This window comes from Hydrococcus rivularis NIES-593, assembly GCF_001904635.1.
In the GTDB taxonomy this organism is placed as follows: Bacteria; Cyanobacteriota; Cyanobacteriia; order Cyanobacteriales; family Microcystaceae; genus Hydrococcus; species Hydrococcus rivularis.
Genome location: NZ_MRCB01000056.1, coordinates 1 through 12,882, shown reverse-complemented (window position 1 = coordinate 12,882; position 12,882 = coordinate 1). Strand labels below are relative to the sequence as shown.

The window sequence follows — 12,882 nt, the reverse complement described above, 5'->3', positions numbered from 1 at the left end:
GAGCCAGTCGTCCCCCGATTCTTCGGTTTAGACTGAACGAATCGCACTTTTTGGCTGCGTTCTCATCTCTATCATGATGTGTGCCACAATTAGAACAAGTCCATTCTCTTATCTCCAATGGCATCTCAACCATCTGATAAAGACACTCAGAGCAGGTTTTAGAAATAGGAAAAAACCTATCAATTTCTAACAATAAACCACCCTTATCTTTGAGCTTATAGTCTAGAAAATTGACAAACATTCCCCAACTGACATCAGATATAGCTTTGGCTAGACTTCTCAGATTAACCATACCCTTGATATTTAGATTTTCAACGACTACTACCTGATTATCATCGACGATTTTTCTCGATAATTTATGTAGAAAGTCTTGACGGGCATTGCTAATGCGTTCGTGAACTCTAGCAACTAATTTTTTGGCTTTATCTCTTGACTTACTTTCCTTCTTTTTACGAGCTAGTAAGAGCTGTTTTCTAGCTAAGTTTTTTTTATATTTTTTTATATGTCTAGGGTTGTTGTATTTGGATGTTTTGCTACCGTCGTGAGTAATAGCAAAATCTTTTACTCCTAAATTAATTCCAATTACCTTGCCCGTTACAACAACTTTAGGGGGTTCTTGCTTGGTATCAAATAACAACGAAGCATAGTATTTTCCTGTCGGTGTTTTAGTAAGAGTAACGGTTTTCAAATCTCCCTCAAATAATCGATGAATAGAAGCTTTTACTACACCAACTTGTAGGACTTTGATTCCACCATCAATTACCTGACAGTTTTGAGGATATTGCGCTGATTGTTTACCATGATAGGATTTGAAACGTGGGTACTTTGCTCTTTTCTCAAAAAAGTTTTTGAAAGCTTTAGTTAGGTTTAAAGTAGTTGATTGCAAAACTTGAGAATAACATTCTCCTAACCATGCAGTATCCTCTGATTTTTTTTAGCTCCCTTAGAACTTTATTAAGAGCTATTTGAGTCAAGCCTTTTCCTGTTTCTTTATATGTCTCATTGCATAAATTTAAAGCATAATTCCACCACCAACGAGCCGCACCCATGATTTGACTTAGTTTTTGGGATTGCTCTGAAGTTGGGTAAATTCTGACTTTGATTGCTTTATACAAGGTTTTCAGGCAAACCGTGGTTTGTGGTAAAAGCATAGCACAAAAAAGCGGATGCGACCGACCTGCCGTAAAACGACGGGTCGCACGCGCACCTTACAAAGATTCCTAAAATTTTTTGAAAGTTATTAGAAATAATTAGCAATAGTAGTACAATACCTGAGGCGGAAGCGATCGGCTATCCGCACGAGCATTCATCGAAGCGAATCAAGGAGAAGGCTAAAAAAACGTGAACAAAATTTCCCGGCGGGTCTTTTTAGGAACTAGCACAGCCGCGATCGCAGTCGCTGCTAGCCAACTGACAACAAGTTGCACTAATAGAACCAAACAAATCAACCTCTATTCATCCCGTCACTACAATACGGATACTCAGTTGTATGACGACTTTACCAAACAAACGGGAATCGAGGTAAATGTTGTCGAAGGGGAAGCCGATCAACTGCTAGAGCGGATTAAAAGCGAGGGAGCTAGCGGTCCGGCAGATGTTTTCGTCACTGTCGATGTCGCTCGTCTCTGGCGTGCCGAAGAAGCGGGAATCTTTGCACCTATTACCTCTTCAGTTATCGAACAGAGAATTCCCAAGTACATGCGACACCCTGAAGGTTACTGGTTTGGTTTCGCCAAGCGAGCGCGGGTCATCATGTACAACAAAGAGCGAGTCAAGCCCTCAGAACTTTCTACTTATGAGGCTCTTGCCGATCCTAAATGGAAAGGTAGGATTGTCGTTCGCCCCGCCAGCAATACCTACAATCAATCTTTAGTCGCCTCAATGATTGTAGCGCATGGCGAACAAGAAACCGAAAAATGGTGTCGGGGAATTGTCGCTAACTTTGCGCAACCGCCTCAAGGAAATGACATGAACCGCATTGAAGCCGTTGCCTCTGGGGTAGCTGACCTGACGCTGGCAAACACCTACTATTTCGTCCGCTTTGCCAAATCCAAAGATCCAGCCAAGCAAGAAGTCTTCAAAAAAGTTGGCGTATTTTTCCCCAACCAGCAAGATCGCGGAGCGCACGTCAACCTAAGCGGTGCGGGCTTAGTGAAAACCTCTCGCAATCGAGAAGAAGCCATTCAATTTTTAGAGTTTCTCACAAGCGATACAGCTCAAGTCTTCTTAACCAAAGATAACTACGAATATCCTGCCGTTGAAGGCTTATCCCTAGATCCAGTTCTGGCTAGCTTGGGTTCTTTCAAGCCGGATTTAACCGATATCGCCTCCTACGGTCCCAATCTTGCTAAAGCTGTAGAAGTGATGGCTCGTGCTGGCTGGAAGTAAAAAATCTCAAGGCTAAATTCTGGAAAACGGAAAGCGTTGCTCGATCCCTTTCTATTAGCCATGTATACCAACAAGAGAGAGACCATGAACCATAAAAAAAGATTAAGTCAGAAACAACTGTCTTGCTTGACAGCTATTTTGCTTAGTTTAGCGACTCTAGGCACTGGTTGCAGCAGTAACCCATCGACTCAAGCCGATCGAACTTCCGATAGCAATCCTCCGGCGGCGACAACAGAAACGCAAGCGGAAGGGGTTCGGGAGGTTGTCGTCAGCGATTTTGCCAACCATGTCGTCGTTCCAACTTATCAAAATTTAGTTGCAAAAGCTGGAGAACTCTCCAAAACCGTGAATGCATACGTCGTCAACCCTAGCGACGCAACCCTAAAAGCAGCCCAGGAGGCTTGGAGAGAGGCTCGCGTTCCTTGGGAACAGAGCGAAGCCTTTGCCTTTGGTCCAGCAGCTTCTCTCGGCTATGATGGGGACTTAGACGACTGGCCCGTCAACGAAACCGACGTCAAAGCCGTTCTAGTGAGCAAAGCTGAATTGACTCCCGACGCGATCGCGCAATTGCAAACCACTCAGAAAGGCTTCCATACGATCGAATATTTACTCTTTGGCTCGAACAACGATAGAAAAGCCCAAGATCTCTCCAAACGGGATTTACAATTTCTGAAACTTCTGGCAGATGCTTTCAACCAAACCGCCCAAAATCTAACCAAGAGTTGGAAAGAAGGAGTAGGAGGCAATCCAGCTTACAGTCAAGTCTTGGCAACGGCAGGAGATAGCAGCAACACCACCTATCCTACAGTCAATGCTGCCCTAGAAGAGATAGTCCAAGGCGCGATCGGCTGTTTGGATGAGGTCGCCAACGAGAAGATTGGAGAACCGCTTAAAGAAAAAACGACTAAAAATCTGGAAAGTCGCTTTAGCCACAGTTCCCTAGACGACTTTAAAAACAATATCCGCAGCGTCGAAAATGCTTACCTGGGCAAAGCAACTGAGTCGAGTGCCAGTAGTGGCAAAAGCCTCAGCAACCTAGTCGCTCAAACCGACCCAAAACTTGACGAACAGGTGAAAAGCGAGATTCAAGCAGCCCTGGCAGCTCTCGATGCCATCCCCAATCCCGTAGAGCCAAAGATGAGCGATGCAGCGGCTTTAACCAAGATGGAAGCGGCTCAAAAAGCCATTCTTACCCTTCATGCAACGATGGAGCAGAAAGTTTTACCGCTCGTTAAGGGAAACTAACTACTGGTAACTGCAATGAGCATATCTTTACTTCAATGGCAACCTAGAAAACCGTTAATCCTCCTGGCGCTATTAATCGTGGCGGCGATAGCGGGGATCATTCTCTCCAAGCTATTGCACCGAGAGACAATCCCGCTAGCAGCAGGGGAGGCGACGGTTTTCAATCGCAGCTCTAGTGCCTACGAACAACCAGCAGTAGGTCTGACTAAAGAGGAGATGGAACGGCATAGAAAAGGAGATCTTGCCTTTGATGCTGTCTTCGTCACCGCACCTGCGGAAGTTAATCCGGGTTTAGGACCCTTTTTCAACAACGCCTCTTGTGGGGGGTGTCACCTTCGGGATGGTCGCGGACTGGCAGAGAAGGGTCAACTTTTGGTACGAGTCAGCAGCAATAACGTACAAACGTTTAAATCTCCTGCCGATCCCTCTAAATTCCACTCTGAAGGCTTGGTGGAAATCGAGAATACGCCTCCCGTTCCCGGACTGGGAAATCAGATTCAAGACAGTAGCATCTTTGGGCAAATTCCAGAGGCCAAGGTAAGTATCCAGTGGCAAGAAACAGAGGGCAAATATAGCGATGGGAATTCCTATAAATTGCGATCGCCCAAAGCTAATATTTAGTCTGCCCAACGGTCAACCCTTAACCAAAGAGGTGCTGACCTCTTTACGCATTCCTCCTCCAGTCTTCGGTCTGGGGTTACTAGAAGCCGTTCCCGAAGAGATGATTCGCAATTTAGCCGATCCAGAAGACCAGAACCAAGATGGCATCTCCGGTCGCCCTAACGAAGTTTGGGATGTTTCTGCCAAGTCAACAGCCTTGGGTCGCTTCGGGTGGAAGGCAAATACGCCCAATCTTCTCCAGCAAACGGCGGCAGCTTATGTCAACGATATGGGCATCACCAATCCCCTCTTTCGAGAAGGTAATGGCGAAACGGATATCGATCGCCAGACTTTAGAAAATGCCGCTTTTTACGTGCAAACATTGGGCGTTCCCGCCCGTACTCTGCTCGACGATTCCCAAGTCAAGCGAGGGGAGAAACTATTTGCTCAAGCAAATTGCAGTGCTTGCCACGTTCCAGAACTACGGACGGGAAAATACAAAGTTAAGGCACTGGCAAATCAAACCATCCATCCCTATACCGACTTGCTACTGCACGATATGGGAGAAGGATTAGCCGATAACCGACCCGATTTCAAAGCCACCGGAACGGAATGGCGCACCCCAGCTTTGTGGGGCATCGGTCTGACTCAGACGGTGTTGCCCTATTCGGGCTATCTCCACGATGGTCGCGCCCGCACATTAGAGGAAGCAATTCTCTGGCACGGCGGAGAAGCTCAAGCCTCTAAAGAAGCGTTCGCGAAGATGTCAAAGCGCGATCGCGCCGCTCTTGTAAGGTTCTTGAATTCGTTGTAATTATATTAATGATAATCATTTTTAAAAAAGTGTGAGGACAAAATGACGAAATTACTTCAGAACCTGCTGGCTGCGAGCATGGCTATTTTGGGGACCTCATTGATGGCTGTTTCCAATGCTCAGGCTTCTCCAGAGGCTGAGAGCGAGTTTTTAGGGCAACTTAATGACTACGAGCTGGAATCGGGCGGTTCGATGGAGCAAATTACCAGCGTCCAAGAATTAAAAGACGTGGTTCCCACCGAATGGGCATATGAAGCGCTGCGGAGTCTAGTAGAACGCTATGGTTGTATCGTTGGCTATCCCGACCAGACATATCGAGGTAATAGAGCGTTAACCCGTTGGGAATTTGCCGCAGGTTTAAACGCTTGTATGAATACCATAGAGCGATTGATTCAAGAAAACGCCGCCGTTCTCAAAGAAGATGTCGATAAGCTTAAGCAACTTTCCCAAGAATTTGAAGCCGAATTAGCTGCCCTGGGCGGACGAGTCGATAATTTAGAACGACGAGCAGCTTTCCTAGAAGACCATCAATTCTCCACCACGACTAAGCTGACGGGAGAAGTCGTCATGGGCTTTTATAGCTTGTTTGCTGGAGAAAGAGATGGCACAGAAGAAGTGGATCGGGTGCCAGCCTTCGGGCACCGGACGCGCTTGGAATTAAATACCAGCTTCACCGGAGAAGACTTACTCTATACCCGACTGGCAACGGGTAATATCGCCGACTTATCGGAAGAAGCGGGAACTTTTGAGGCAAGTCTTGCTTTCTCGCAACCCGACGATAACGATCTGGCAGTAGAAGTACTCTACTATAGTTTCCCGATCGCCGAGGGGATAAATGTCTGGTTAGAGGCGGCAGGCGGTGCTTTTGATGACTTTACCAATACAAATAACTTCCTCGATGGCGATGGCGGCGGCGGCGCGCTATCAGCCTTCGGAACTCGCAACCCCATCTATTATCAAGGAGACGGATCGGGAATTGGAATCCAAGGCATTTTTGGAAGTTTTGAATTCAGCGCAGGCTATTTAGCTTTTGAGGGCAGCGATCCTTCAGAAGGAGCAGGTTTGTTTAACGGACCCTATGCCATTATTGCTCAGGCAGGATACAATATCGAGGAGAATTTTGGGGTAGCCGCGACCTTCGTTTATGGTTATAACAACCTCGATACGGGAACGGGCAGTCGTCTCTCTAACTTTCAATCCTTCACTGAAGAGTTATTGGGAGAATCTGTCGAAACTCAGAATTATTCTGGCGCGCTAGGATTTAGTTGGCGGATAAGCGATCGCTTTGTTTTAGGAGGTTGGGGCGGATACACGCGATCGGAAATCCTCGATGGCGAACTCATTTCTGACGGCAGTTTAGATATTTGGAATTGGGCAGTCACGCTTGCTTTCCCCGATTTATTTAAAGAAGGCAGCACTGGTGGCATTATTGTGGGGATGCAGCCTTGGGTAACCAATTCCGATCTAGAATCAGAGATTGAGATTGAAGACGAAGATACTTCCCTACATATAGAAGCTTTCTATGAATACGCGCTGACAGACAACATCAAAATTACCCCTGGTGTTATCGTTATCACCGCACCAGACTACAACGACGATAACTCACCGCTAGTCATCGGCACGATCCGCACTACTTTTACATTCTAGAAAGATGAGGGATGAAGGATAGTCGAAAACGTTTGGGGTGGAGATTTGCTTTTATTGGGGGAACTTACCACACCTGGCATCAAGGGGATCGGAGAACCGAAGTTGGTGCTAATTTTTCTGAAGGAGAGTTAGAGGCGATCCAATCTTTTCCCTTATGCAGCGCTCATGTTGGCGATCGCGTTTGGATAGTCAGCTTGAGTAGCAATAGCGACAATCCTTATCTTGCCAGTCTCGGATTAGTTCCAGGAACCCAACTGCAAGTTATTAGCCATACTGCTAGAGGTTGCGCGATCGTTGCCTGTGGTGACAATCGCATTGGCTTGGGAGCATGTATTGCTAATACTATCTTAGTAACAAATAGACCGATTATTTTAAAAGACAAGACGACTAAAGCAGCTAATATTACCTATCTGCAAGATTTGCCCGTGGGAACGAGAGGTCGCGTTGTGGGCTACGATCGAGCTTTTCGCGGTTATATGGGCAAACTGTTATCGATGGGGTTATCTCCGGGAACGGAATTTACTGCGATTCGTCGCGCTTTCTTGGGGTATCCGCTACAAATTGAGGTGGGAGGAAGTCTCCTCGATTTACACAAACCAGAAGCAGATGCCCTTTGCGTTGAAGCAATTGAGGATGATCCTTTTTAACAGTAACCAGTTACCGTAAGGGCGGGTTTGGCAAAAAGCTTGCATGTAAATCTGGAAGCACTAGACTAAACCCGCCCTGACAATTTTACAATGCAGCCGGATTCGATTTAAGTGATAAGTGGGGAAAAATGGGTTCCCGCGTTTTTTGTTTGTAGAAAGGTAGAATAACTAAGATCTAGACACATTAATAGACGTTAGCTTGCAGCGCTTTGAGTTGAGAATAATATGGATAATGACTCTAGCATCTATGTCGAACATTTAAGTAAAATTTACGGTTCGACTGCTGCTATCCAAGATGTGGATTTCTCGGTTGCAACGGGAGAAATTCTGGGTTTTCTCGGTCCTAACGGTGCGGGAAAAACTACGACGATGCGGATTTTGTCGGGATACATCCCCGCTACCACGGGAACGGCAAAAATTGCGGGATATGATGTCCACGAACAGTCGATGGAGGTACGACGACGCATTGGCTATTTACCGGAAAATCCGCCGCTGTATCCCGATATGACGGTAGAGGGGTTTTTAACCTTTGTCGCTCGGATTAAAGGGGTTAGTGCGGGCGATCGCGCTTCAAAAGTTAATTTTGCCATAGAACGCTGTCAGTTGAAAGAAAAGCGTAAAGTTGCGATCCGCAAGCTTTCTAAAGGTTATAAGCAGCGAGTTGGCATCGCGCAAGCCATCGTTCACGATCCGCCCGTTATTATCTTAGACGAGCCAACGGTCGGTCTAGATCCCAAACAAATCATCGAGGTGCGCAATCTGATTAAAAGTTTGGCAGGTCAGCACACGATAATTCTTTCTACTCATATTCTGCCAGAAGTGAGCATGACCTGCGATCGCGTCGCTATTATCAATCGCGGCAAAGTCGTCGCTACCGATACTCCCGACAATCTCATGTCGCAGCTTAGCGAGAGTGCCGGATACGAACTGGAAGTCGAGGGAGATGCGACTGGTGCGCAACCGCTACTTGAGACTCTTCCTGGCGTATCTAGAATAGCGATCGATCGCTCAGAAAATCGCGATCGCGCGATCGTTCGGATTACCTGCCAACCTAATGCAGAACCAGGTCGAGAAATTGCTAATTTAATTGTGAGTCAAGGATTGGGATTGTATGAAATGCGACGCACTCGTCCTACACTGGAAGATGTTTTCTTAAATCTCATTACAGAAGAATCCGTCGTCCCTTCTCAAGAAATAGAATCAGATAACCAATAACCAATAAACAATGATTATTGCTAACCTAATCGCCATCTTTCGCAAAGAACTACAAGGTTATTTTGCTTCTCCTTTTGCTTATATAGTTGCTGCTGTTTTTTGGCTAATTTCTGGGATTTTTTTGACACTCGTTTTATATAACATTACCCTAGATCTTGCAACTCAAGAACAAAATGGAATTACGGTTCCTCGCGATGTTGCCTATGAGTTTCTCGGCGGTTTTTTAGGAGTAGCAATCTCGCTATTATTAGTCTTATTGCCTGCACTTTCAATGGGACTTTATGCAGAGGAACGCAAACGAGGAACGTTAGAATTATTGGCAACTTCACCGATTACTAACTGGGTGGTAGCAGTCGGGAAACTCTTTGGAGTTGTGACGTTTTTTACAGTAATGATGGTACCGATATGGATTTATCAAGCGATTCTTTTTAGTGCAGCTACTCCCCCAATGCCGCCTCAAGTCGTCCTCTTAGCCAATGCAGGAATTATTATACTCGCTACGGCAATTCTTTCACTGGGAATGTTTATTTCTTCTCTAACAGAGAGTTCTATTCTTGCCTATATTCTTACTTTTGTTTTGGTATTATTCCTTTGGATTTTAGATACTATCGCCCCAAGAATTGGAGGCGTTTTTGGAGAAGCTCTATCGCATTTGTCTTTGTTCGATAGTTACAATAACTTTACTACAGGAATTCTCGATACCAGTAGTATAGTTCTGTTTGCTAGCTATATTTTTTTGGGAATATTTCTGACAGCACAATCGATTGAAGCTTTGCGTTTACAACGGTCTTAGAGTTTGAATAAAAATCAAGCGATTATGATTAAGTTTTGGAGGTTTTTTCAATATTTATTTATTCCAGGAATAATACTAGCGATCGCGGGGTTAGTTGCAGGATTAATTACTCAAGTTTGGTCGCCTCTCTATGTCGGGTTGCTAGTTGCTGGTATTATTATTCTCGTTATTTGGTTGGGGTTTATTTTCGTCACAGCACAAGGATTTTGGAAGCGGCGCTCAACGCAAATAAGTACTAATGCGATCGTAGCAACGCTATCTTTAATAGCGATTTTAGGTATGGTAAATTTTTTGGCGATTCGTTACTCAAATCGAATCGATTTTACAGAAAATCAGCTCTTGACTCTCTCTCCTCAGTCTCAAGAAATTGTTAAGAATTTAAGAGAGCCACTAAAAGTTTGGGTGTTTAATAAAGACTCCAGTCAAATCGACAGAGAATTGTTAGAAAATTATCGCCGCTATAGTTCAAACTTTGCTTTTGAATTTGTCGATCCAGATCTCAAACCAGGATTAGCAGAACAATTTAAGGTCAAATCTTTAGGAGATGTTTTTATAGAATATAAAGATAAAAAACAGTTAGTACAAAAACTCATTAACTATCAACAAAAAGAACCTCTCTCAGAAATCAAGTTAACCAATGCAATCGAAAAAATTCAGCGCGATCGAATTCAAACAATTTACTTTTTGCAAGGACATGGAGAATATTCACTAACTACTTCAGAAGACGGAAATGGACTTTCTCTAGCAGTTAGTACCTTAGAGGAGAAAGGATATAAAGTTAAACCTCTCAATCTAATAGAGCGATCGATAATTCCAGAAAATGCTAGCGCGATCGTTATTGCTGGTGCAAAACGAAAATTTTTTGAACCAGAAGTTAAAGCATTAAAAGATTATTCAGATCGAGGCGGAAGTATATTTTTAGCGATCGATCCGAATACAAATTTAGGTTTAGAATCTCTGCTAAAAGAATGGGGAATTCAACTAGACCAACGAGCAATTATCGATGCTTCCGGTACGGGAGAACGCATCGGTTATGGTCCCGCAACTCCCATAATAACCAACTACGGAAAACATCCCATTACAAGAGATTTTAACAATGAATATTCTCTCTTTCCCTTTGCTCGACCTATCGGTACAGTAAAAGTAGAAGGCGTGACAGCAGTCGCACTTCTAATAACCAACGATCGAATGTGGGCAGAAAGCGATTTAAAATCAGAACAAATCAAGTTCGATGCCACTCAAGATATTCCAGGACCTTTCGATTTAGGAATCGCACTCACCCGCAAGTTGCCTGAGAGTACGAGCAAAACTTCTAATTCTTCTTCTACTAAATCACCCTCTCAAAAAACTCAAAATACAACAGAATCTATTCCTTCTCCATCGCCAGTAGATCGAGAAGGAAACAATATTAAACCGAAAAAAACTGAATCGAGAATGGTTGTTATAGGTAATTCAGCTTTTGCAACCGACAGTTTGTTTCAAGATCCCAGAATACTTAATGGGGATATCTTCCTCAACTCAGTACAATGGTTAGCTGGCGACGACGAACAGTCACTTTCCATTCGTCCCAAAGAACCGAAGAATCGACGGATTAATCTTACACCTTTTCAATCTGGAACGATCGAATTGATGTCTTTAGTAATTATGCCGTTATTGGGTTTAATTCTTGCTGGCGTTACTTGGTGGCGACGACGATAAAAAGAAAAAAAGAAAAAGCAAAATACAGATTGCTACGTTATGAAGTTACAGAAAACGACTTGGGTGTTAGTAACTATTGCTGTGCTTTTGGGGGGAGTTGTCTATTTTAATGAGATACAGAGACAATATCAAAGCGAAGATGCTCAATCAAATAAGCCAAAGATTTTTGATTTTCAAGAAGAAGATATTCAAACATTGACGATTGAAACTAACAAAGAAACGCTCAAATTTGAACGCACTGGCATAGAAAATCGTCCTTGGCAAATGAAGCAACCAGAAGATGTTCCTGCTAACGATGCATCCATTGCTTTTTTATTAAATTTGCTGGTGAAAGGAAAAAGCGATCGCGCGATTCCTATTTCTTCCGAACAAATTAAAGAATATGGTTTAGATAAACCTTCGGCAAAGATCGACATTCAGTTAAAAAATGGAAAAAAACATCAGTTAATTTTAGGCAATACTGATTTTGAAGGGCAATCTTTATATGCTCAAGTCGATCCTTGCGATCGATCTGACCAAGAATTAAAAGTCATTTTAGTTTCCAAAGATTATCAATTTGCCATAGACAGAGATTTAACCGAATGGAAACAACAAGAACAGAAAAAATAATGATTTCAATATTTAATCGAATTAAACGATTAAACTCATTAANAACAAAAAAGCGCCTCCTCCAGGAGACGCTTTTTTATATTAATTAACTAGACTCAGAGCCTTAGCCATTAATAGCAGGGGCACTTAGAGCTACAGGAGCCATCTCGCCGCTAGCTAAGTCTAAGGGGAAGTTGTGCGCGTTGCGCTCGTGCATCACCTCAAACCCTAAGTTAGCACGGTTCAACACGTCAGCCCAGGTGTTGATGACCCGACCTTGAGAATCGAGAATCGACTGGTTGAAGTTGAAACCGTTGAGGTTGAACGCCATGGTGGAAATTCCCATCGCGGTGAACCAGATGCCAATCACTGGCCAAGCACCTAAGAAGAAGTGTAGGGCGCGGCTGTTGTTGAATGACGCATATTGGAAGATCAAGCGTCCGAAGTAGCCGTGCGCTGCTACGATGTTGTAGGTTTCTTCTTCTTGTCCGAACTTGTAGCCGTAGTTCTGAGACTCGGTTTCGGTGGTCTCGCGCACTAAGCTAGAAGTGACCAAGCTGCCGTGCATGGCAGAGAACAGAGACCCTCCGAAGACACCAGCGACTCCCAACATGTGGAAGGGGTGCATCAGGATGTTGTGCTCGGCTTGGAAGACGAACATGAAGTTGAAGGTGCCAGAGATTCCCAATGGCATGCCGTCAGAGAAGGAGCCTTGTCCGATGGGGTAGATCAGGAAGACTGCGGTAGCTGAGGCTAGAGGGGCGCTGTAGGCTACGCAGATCCAAGGACGCATTCCCAAGCGGTAGGACAGTTCCCACTGACGACCCAGGTAGCAGGCACATCCAATCAGGAAGTGGAAGATCACTAGCTGGTAGGGACCGCCGTTGTAGAGCCACTCGTCGAGAGAGGCGGCTTCCCAAATTGGATAGAAGTGCAAGCCGATGGCGTTCGAAGAAGGCACAACTGCACCGGAGATGATGTTGTTGCCATAAAGCAGAGAACCCGCTACGGGTTCGCGGATGCCATCGATGTCTACCGGGGGAGCGGCGATGAAGGCGATGATGAAGCACGCGGTTGCAGTTAGTAGGGTTGGGATCATGATGACGCCGAACCAACCGATGTAGATGCGGTTGTTGGTGCTGGTGACCCACTGGCAAAACTGCTCCCACAAGGAAGCGCTTTCGCGCTGCTGTAAGGTTGTTGTCATTTGCCTATGATTCCTATTCCTTTTTCAAGGTTCTTTATGA

11 protein-coding genes and 1 pseudogene are annotated in these 12,882 nt (G+C 44.7%); 10 read left to right on the top strand and 2 right to left on the bottom strand.

Features of this window, described 5'->3' with window-relative positions; all coding sequences use genetic code 11:
- Positions 1 to 1,115 (bottom strand): annotated as a pseudogene (locus tag NIES593_RS22700) (RNA-guided endonuclease InsQ/TnpB family protein); the annotation flags it as partial.
- Between the two features lie 226 nt (positions 1,116 to 1,341).
- On the opposite strand from NIES593_RS22700, the gene NIES593_RS22695 reads away from it, so the two are divergent.
- The 10 genes from NIES593_RS22695 to NIES593_RS22655 all read left to right on the top strand — a co-directional run bounded on the left by NIES593_RS22695 (position 1,342) and on the right by NIES593_RS22655 (position 11,656).
- Complete coding sequence (locus NIES593_RS22695) at positions 1,342 to 2,388, top strand: Fe(3+) ABC transporter substrate-binding protein (RefSeq protein ID WP_073601744.1); 1,047 nt, start codon at positions 1,342 to 1,344, stop codon at positions 2,386 to 2,388.
- Between the two features lie 84 nt (positions 2,389 to 2,472).
- Entirely contained in the window at positions 2,473 to 3,633 is a 1,161-nt protein-coding gene (locus tag NIES593_RS22690; protein WP_083602523.1) for an imelysin family protein, read from the top strand.
- Between the two features lie 15 nt (positions 3,634 to 3,648).
- Complete coding sequence (locus NIES593_RS25385; protein ID WP_217652014.1) at positions 3,649 to 4,254, top strand: di-heme oxidoredictase family protein; 606 nt, start codon at positions 3,649 to 3,651, stop codon at positions 4,252 to 4,254.
- Positions 4,211 to 5,047: a di-heme oxidoredictase family protein gene (locus NIES593_RS25380; RefSeq protein WP_217652013.1), complete on the top strand. Its 837-nt coding sequence runs from the start codon at positions 4,211 to 4,213 to the stop codon at positions 5,045 to 5,047. Before NIES593_RS25385 ends, NIES593_RS25380 begins: the two co-directional genes overlap by 44 nt.
- 102 nt (positions 5,048 to 5,149) lie before the next feature.
- Complete coding sequence (locus tag NIES593_RS22680; protein WP_425432560.1) at positions 5,150 to 6,694, top strand: iron uptake porin; 1,545 nt, start codon at positions 5,150 to 5,152, stop codon at positions 6,692 to 6,694.
- Between the two features lie 11 nt (positions 6,695 to 6,705).
- Positions 6,706 to 7,341, top strand: a complete 636-nt coding sequence (locus NIES593_RS22675) for a FeoA family protein (RefSeq protein WP_073601743.1) — start codon at positions 6,706 to 6,708, stop codon at positions 7,339 to 7,341.
- 225 nt (positions 7,342 to 7,566) lie between these two features.
- A complete protein-coding gene (locus NIES593_RS22670) occupies positions 7,567 to 8,556 on the top strand; it encodes an ABC transporter ATP-binding protein (RefSeq protein ID WP_073601742.1) in 990 nt (329 codons plus the stop codon).
- 10 nt (positions 8,557 to 8,566) lie between these two features.
- Positions 8,567 to 9,349, top strand: a complete 783-nt coding sequence (locus tag NIES593_RS22665) for an ABC transporter permease (RefSeq protein WP_073601741.1) — start codon at positions 8,567 to 8,569, stop codon at positions 9,347 to 9,349.
- Positions 9,350 to 9,373: 24 nt separating this feature from the next.
- Positions 9,374 to 11,047 carry a GldG family protein gene (locus NIES593_RS22660; protein ID WP_073601745.1) on the top strand — a complete coding sequence of 558 codons (1,674 nt, stop codon included), beginning with the start codon at positions 9,374 to 9,376 and terminating at the stop codon, positions 11,045 to 11,047.
- Between the two features lie 39 nt (positions 11,048 to 11,086).
- Entirely contained in the window at positions 11,087 to 11,656 is a 570-nt protein-coding gene (locus NIES593_RS22655) for a DUF4340 domain-containing protein (RefSeq protein WP_073601740.1), read from the top strand.
- 103 nt (positions 11,657 to 11,759) lie between these two features.
- On the opposite strand, the gene psbA is transcribed toward NIES593_RS22655, so the two are convergent.
- Entirely contained in the window at positions 11,760 to 12,842 is a 1,083-nt protein-coding gene (gene psbA, locus NIES593_RS22650; RefSeq protein WP_073601739.1) for a photosystem II q(b) protein, read from the bottom strand.
- Positions 12,843 to 12,882 lie beyond the last annotated feature (40 nt).

What these genes read in the sequence shown, in the direction of transcription:
- NIES593_RS22670 (WP_073601742.1), top strand. Translation starts at nt 7,567, where the DNA reads ATGGATAATGACTCTAGCATCTATGTCGAACATTTAAGTAAAATTTAC.
- NIES593_RS22680 (WP_425432560.1), top strand. Translation starts at nt 5,150, where the DNA reads ATGGCTGTTTCCAATGCTCAGGCTTCTCCAGAGGCTGAGAGCGAGTTT.
- NIES593_RS22660 (WP_073601745.1), top strand. Translation starts at nt 9,374, where the DNA reads ATGATTAAGTTTTGGAGGTTTTTTCAATATTTATTTATTCCAGGAATA.
- psbA (WP_073601739.1), bottom strand. Translation starts at nt 12,842, where the DNA reads ATGACAACAACCTTACAGCAGCGCGAAAGCGCTTCCTTGTGGGAGCAG.
- NIES593_RS22665 (WP_073601741.1), top strand. Translation starts at nt 8,567, where the DNA reads ATGATTATTGCTAACCTAATCGCCATCTTTCGCAAAGAACTACAAGGT.
- NIES593_RS22690 (WP_083602523.1), top strand. Translation starts at nt 2,473, where the DNA reads ATGAACCATAAAAAAAGATTAAGTCAGAAACAACTGTCTTGCTTGACA.
- NIES593_RS25385 (WP_217652014.1), top strand. Translation starts at nt 3,649, where the DNA reads ATGAGCATATCTTTACTTCAATGGCAACCTAGAAAACCGTTAATCCTC.
- NIES593_RS25380 (WP_217652013.1), top strand. Translation starts at nt 4,211, where the DNA reads ATGGGAATTCCTATAAATTGCGATCGCCCAAAGCTAATATTTAGTCTG.
- NIES593_RS22655 (WP_073601740.1), top strand. Translation starts at nt 11,087, where the DNA reads ATGAAGTTACAGAAAACGACTTGGGTGTTAGTAACTATTGCTGTGCTT.
- NIES593_RS22675 (WP_073601743.1), top strand. Translation starts at nt 6,706, where the DNA reads ATGAAGGATAGTCGAAAACGTTTGGGGTGGAGATTTGCTTTTATTGGG.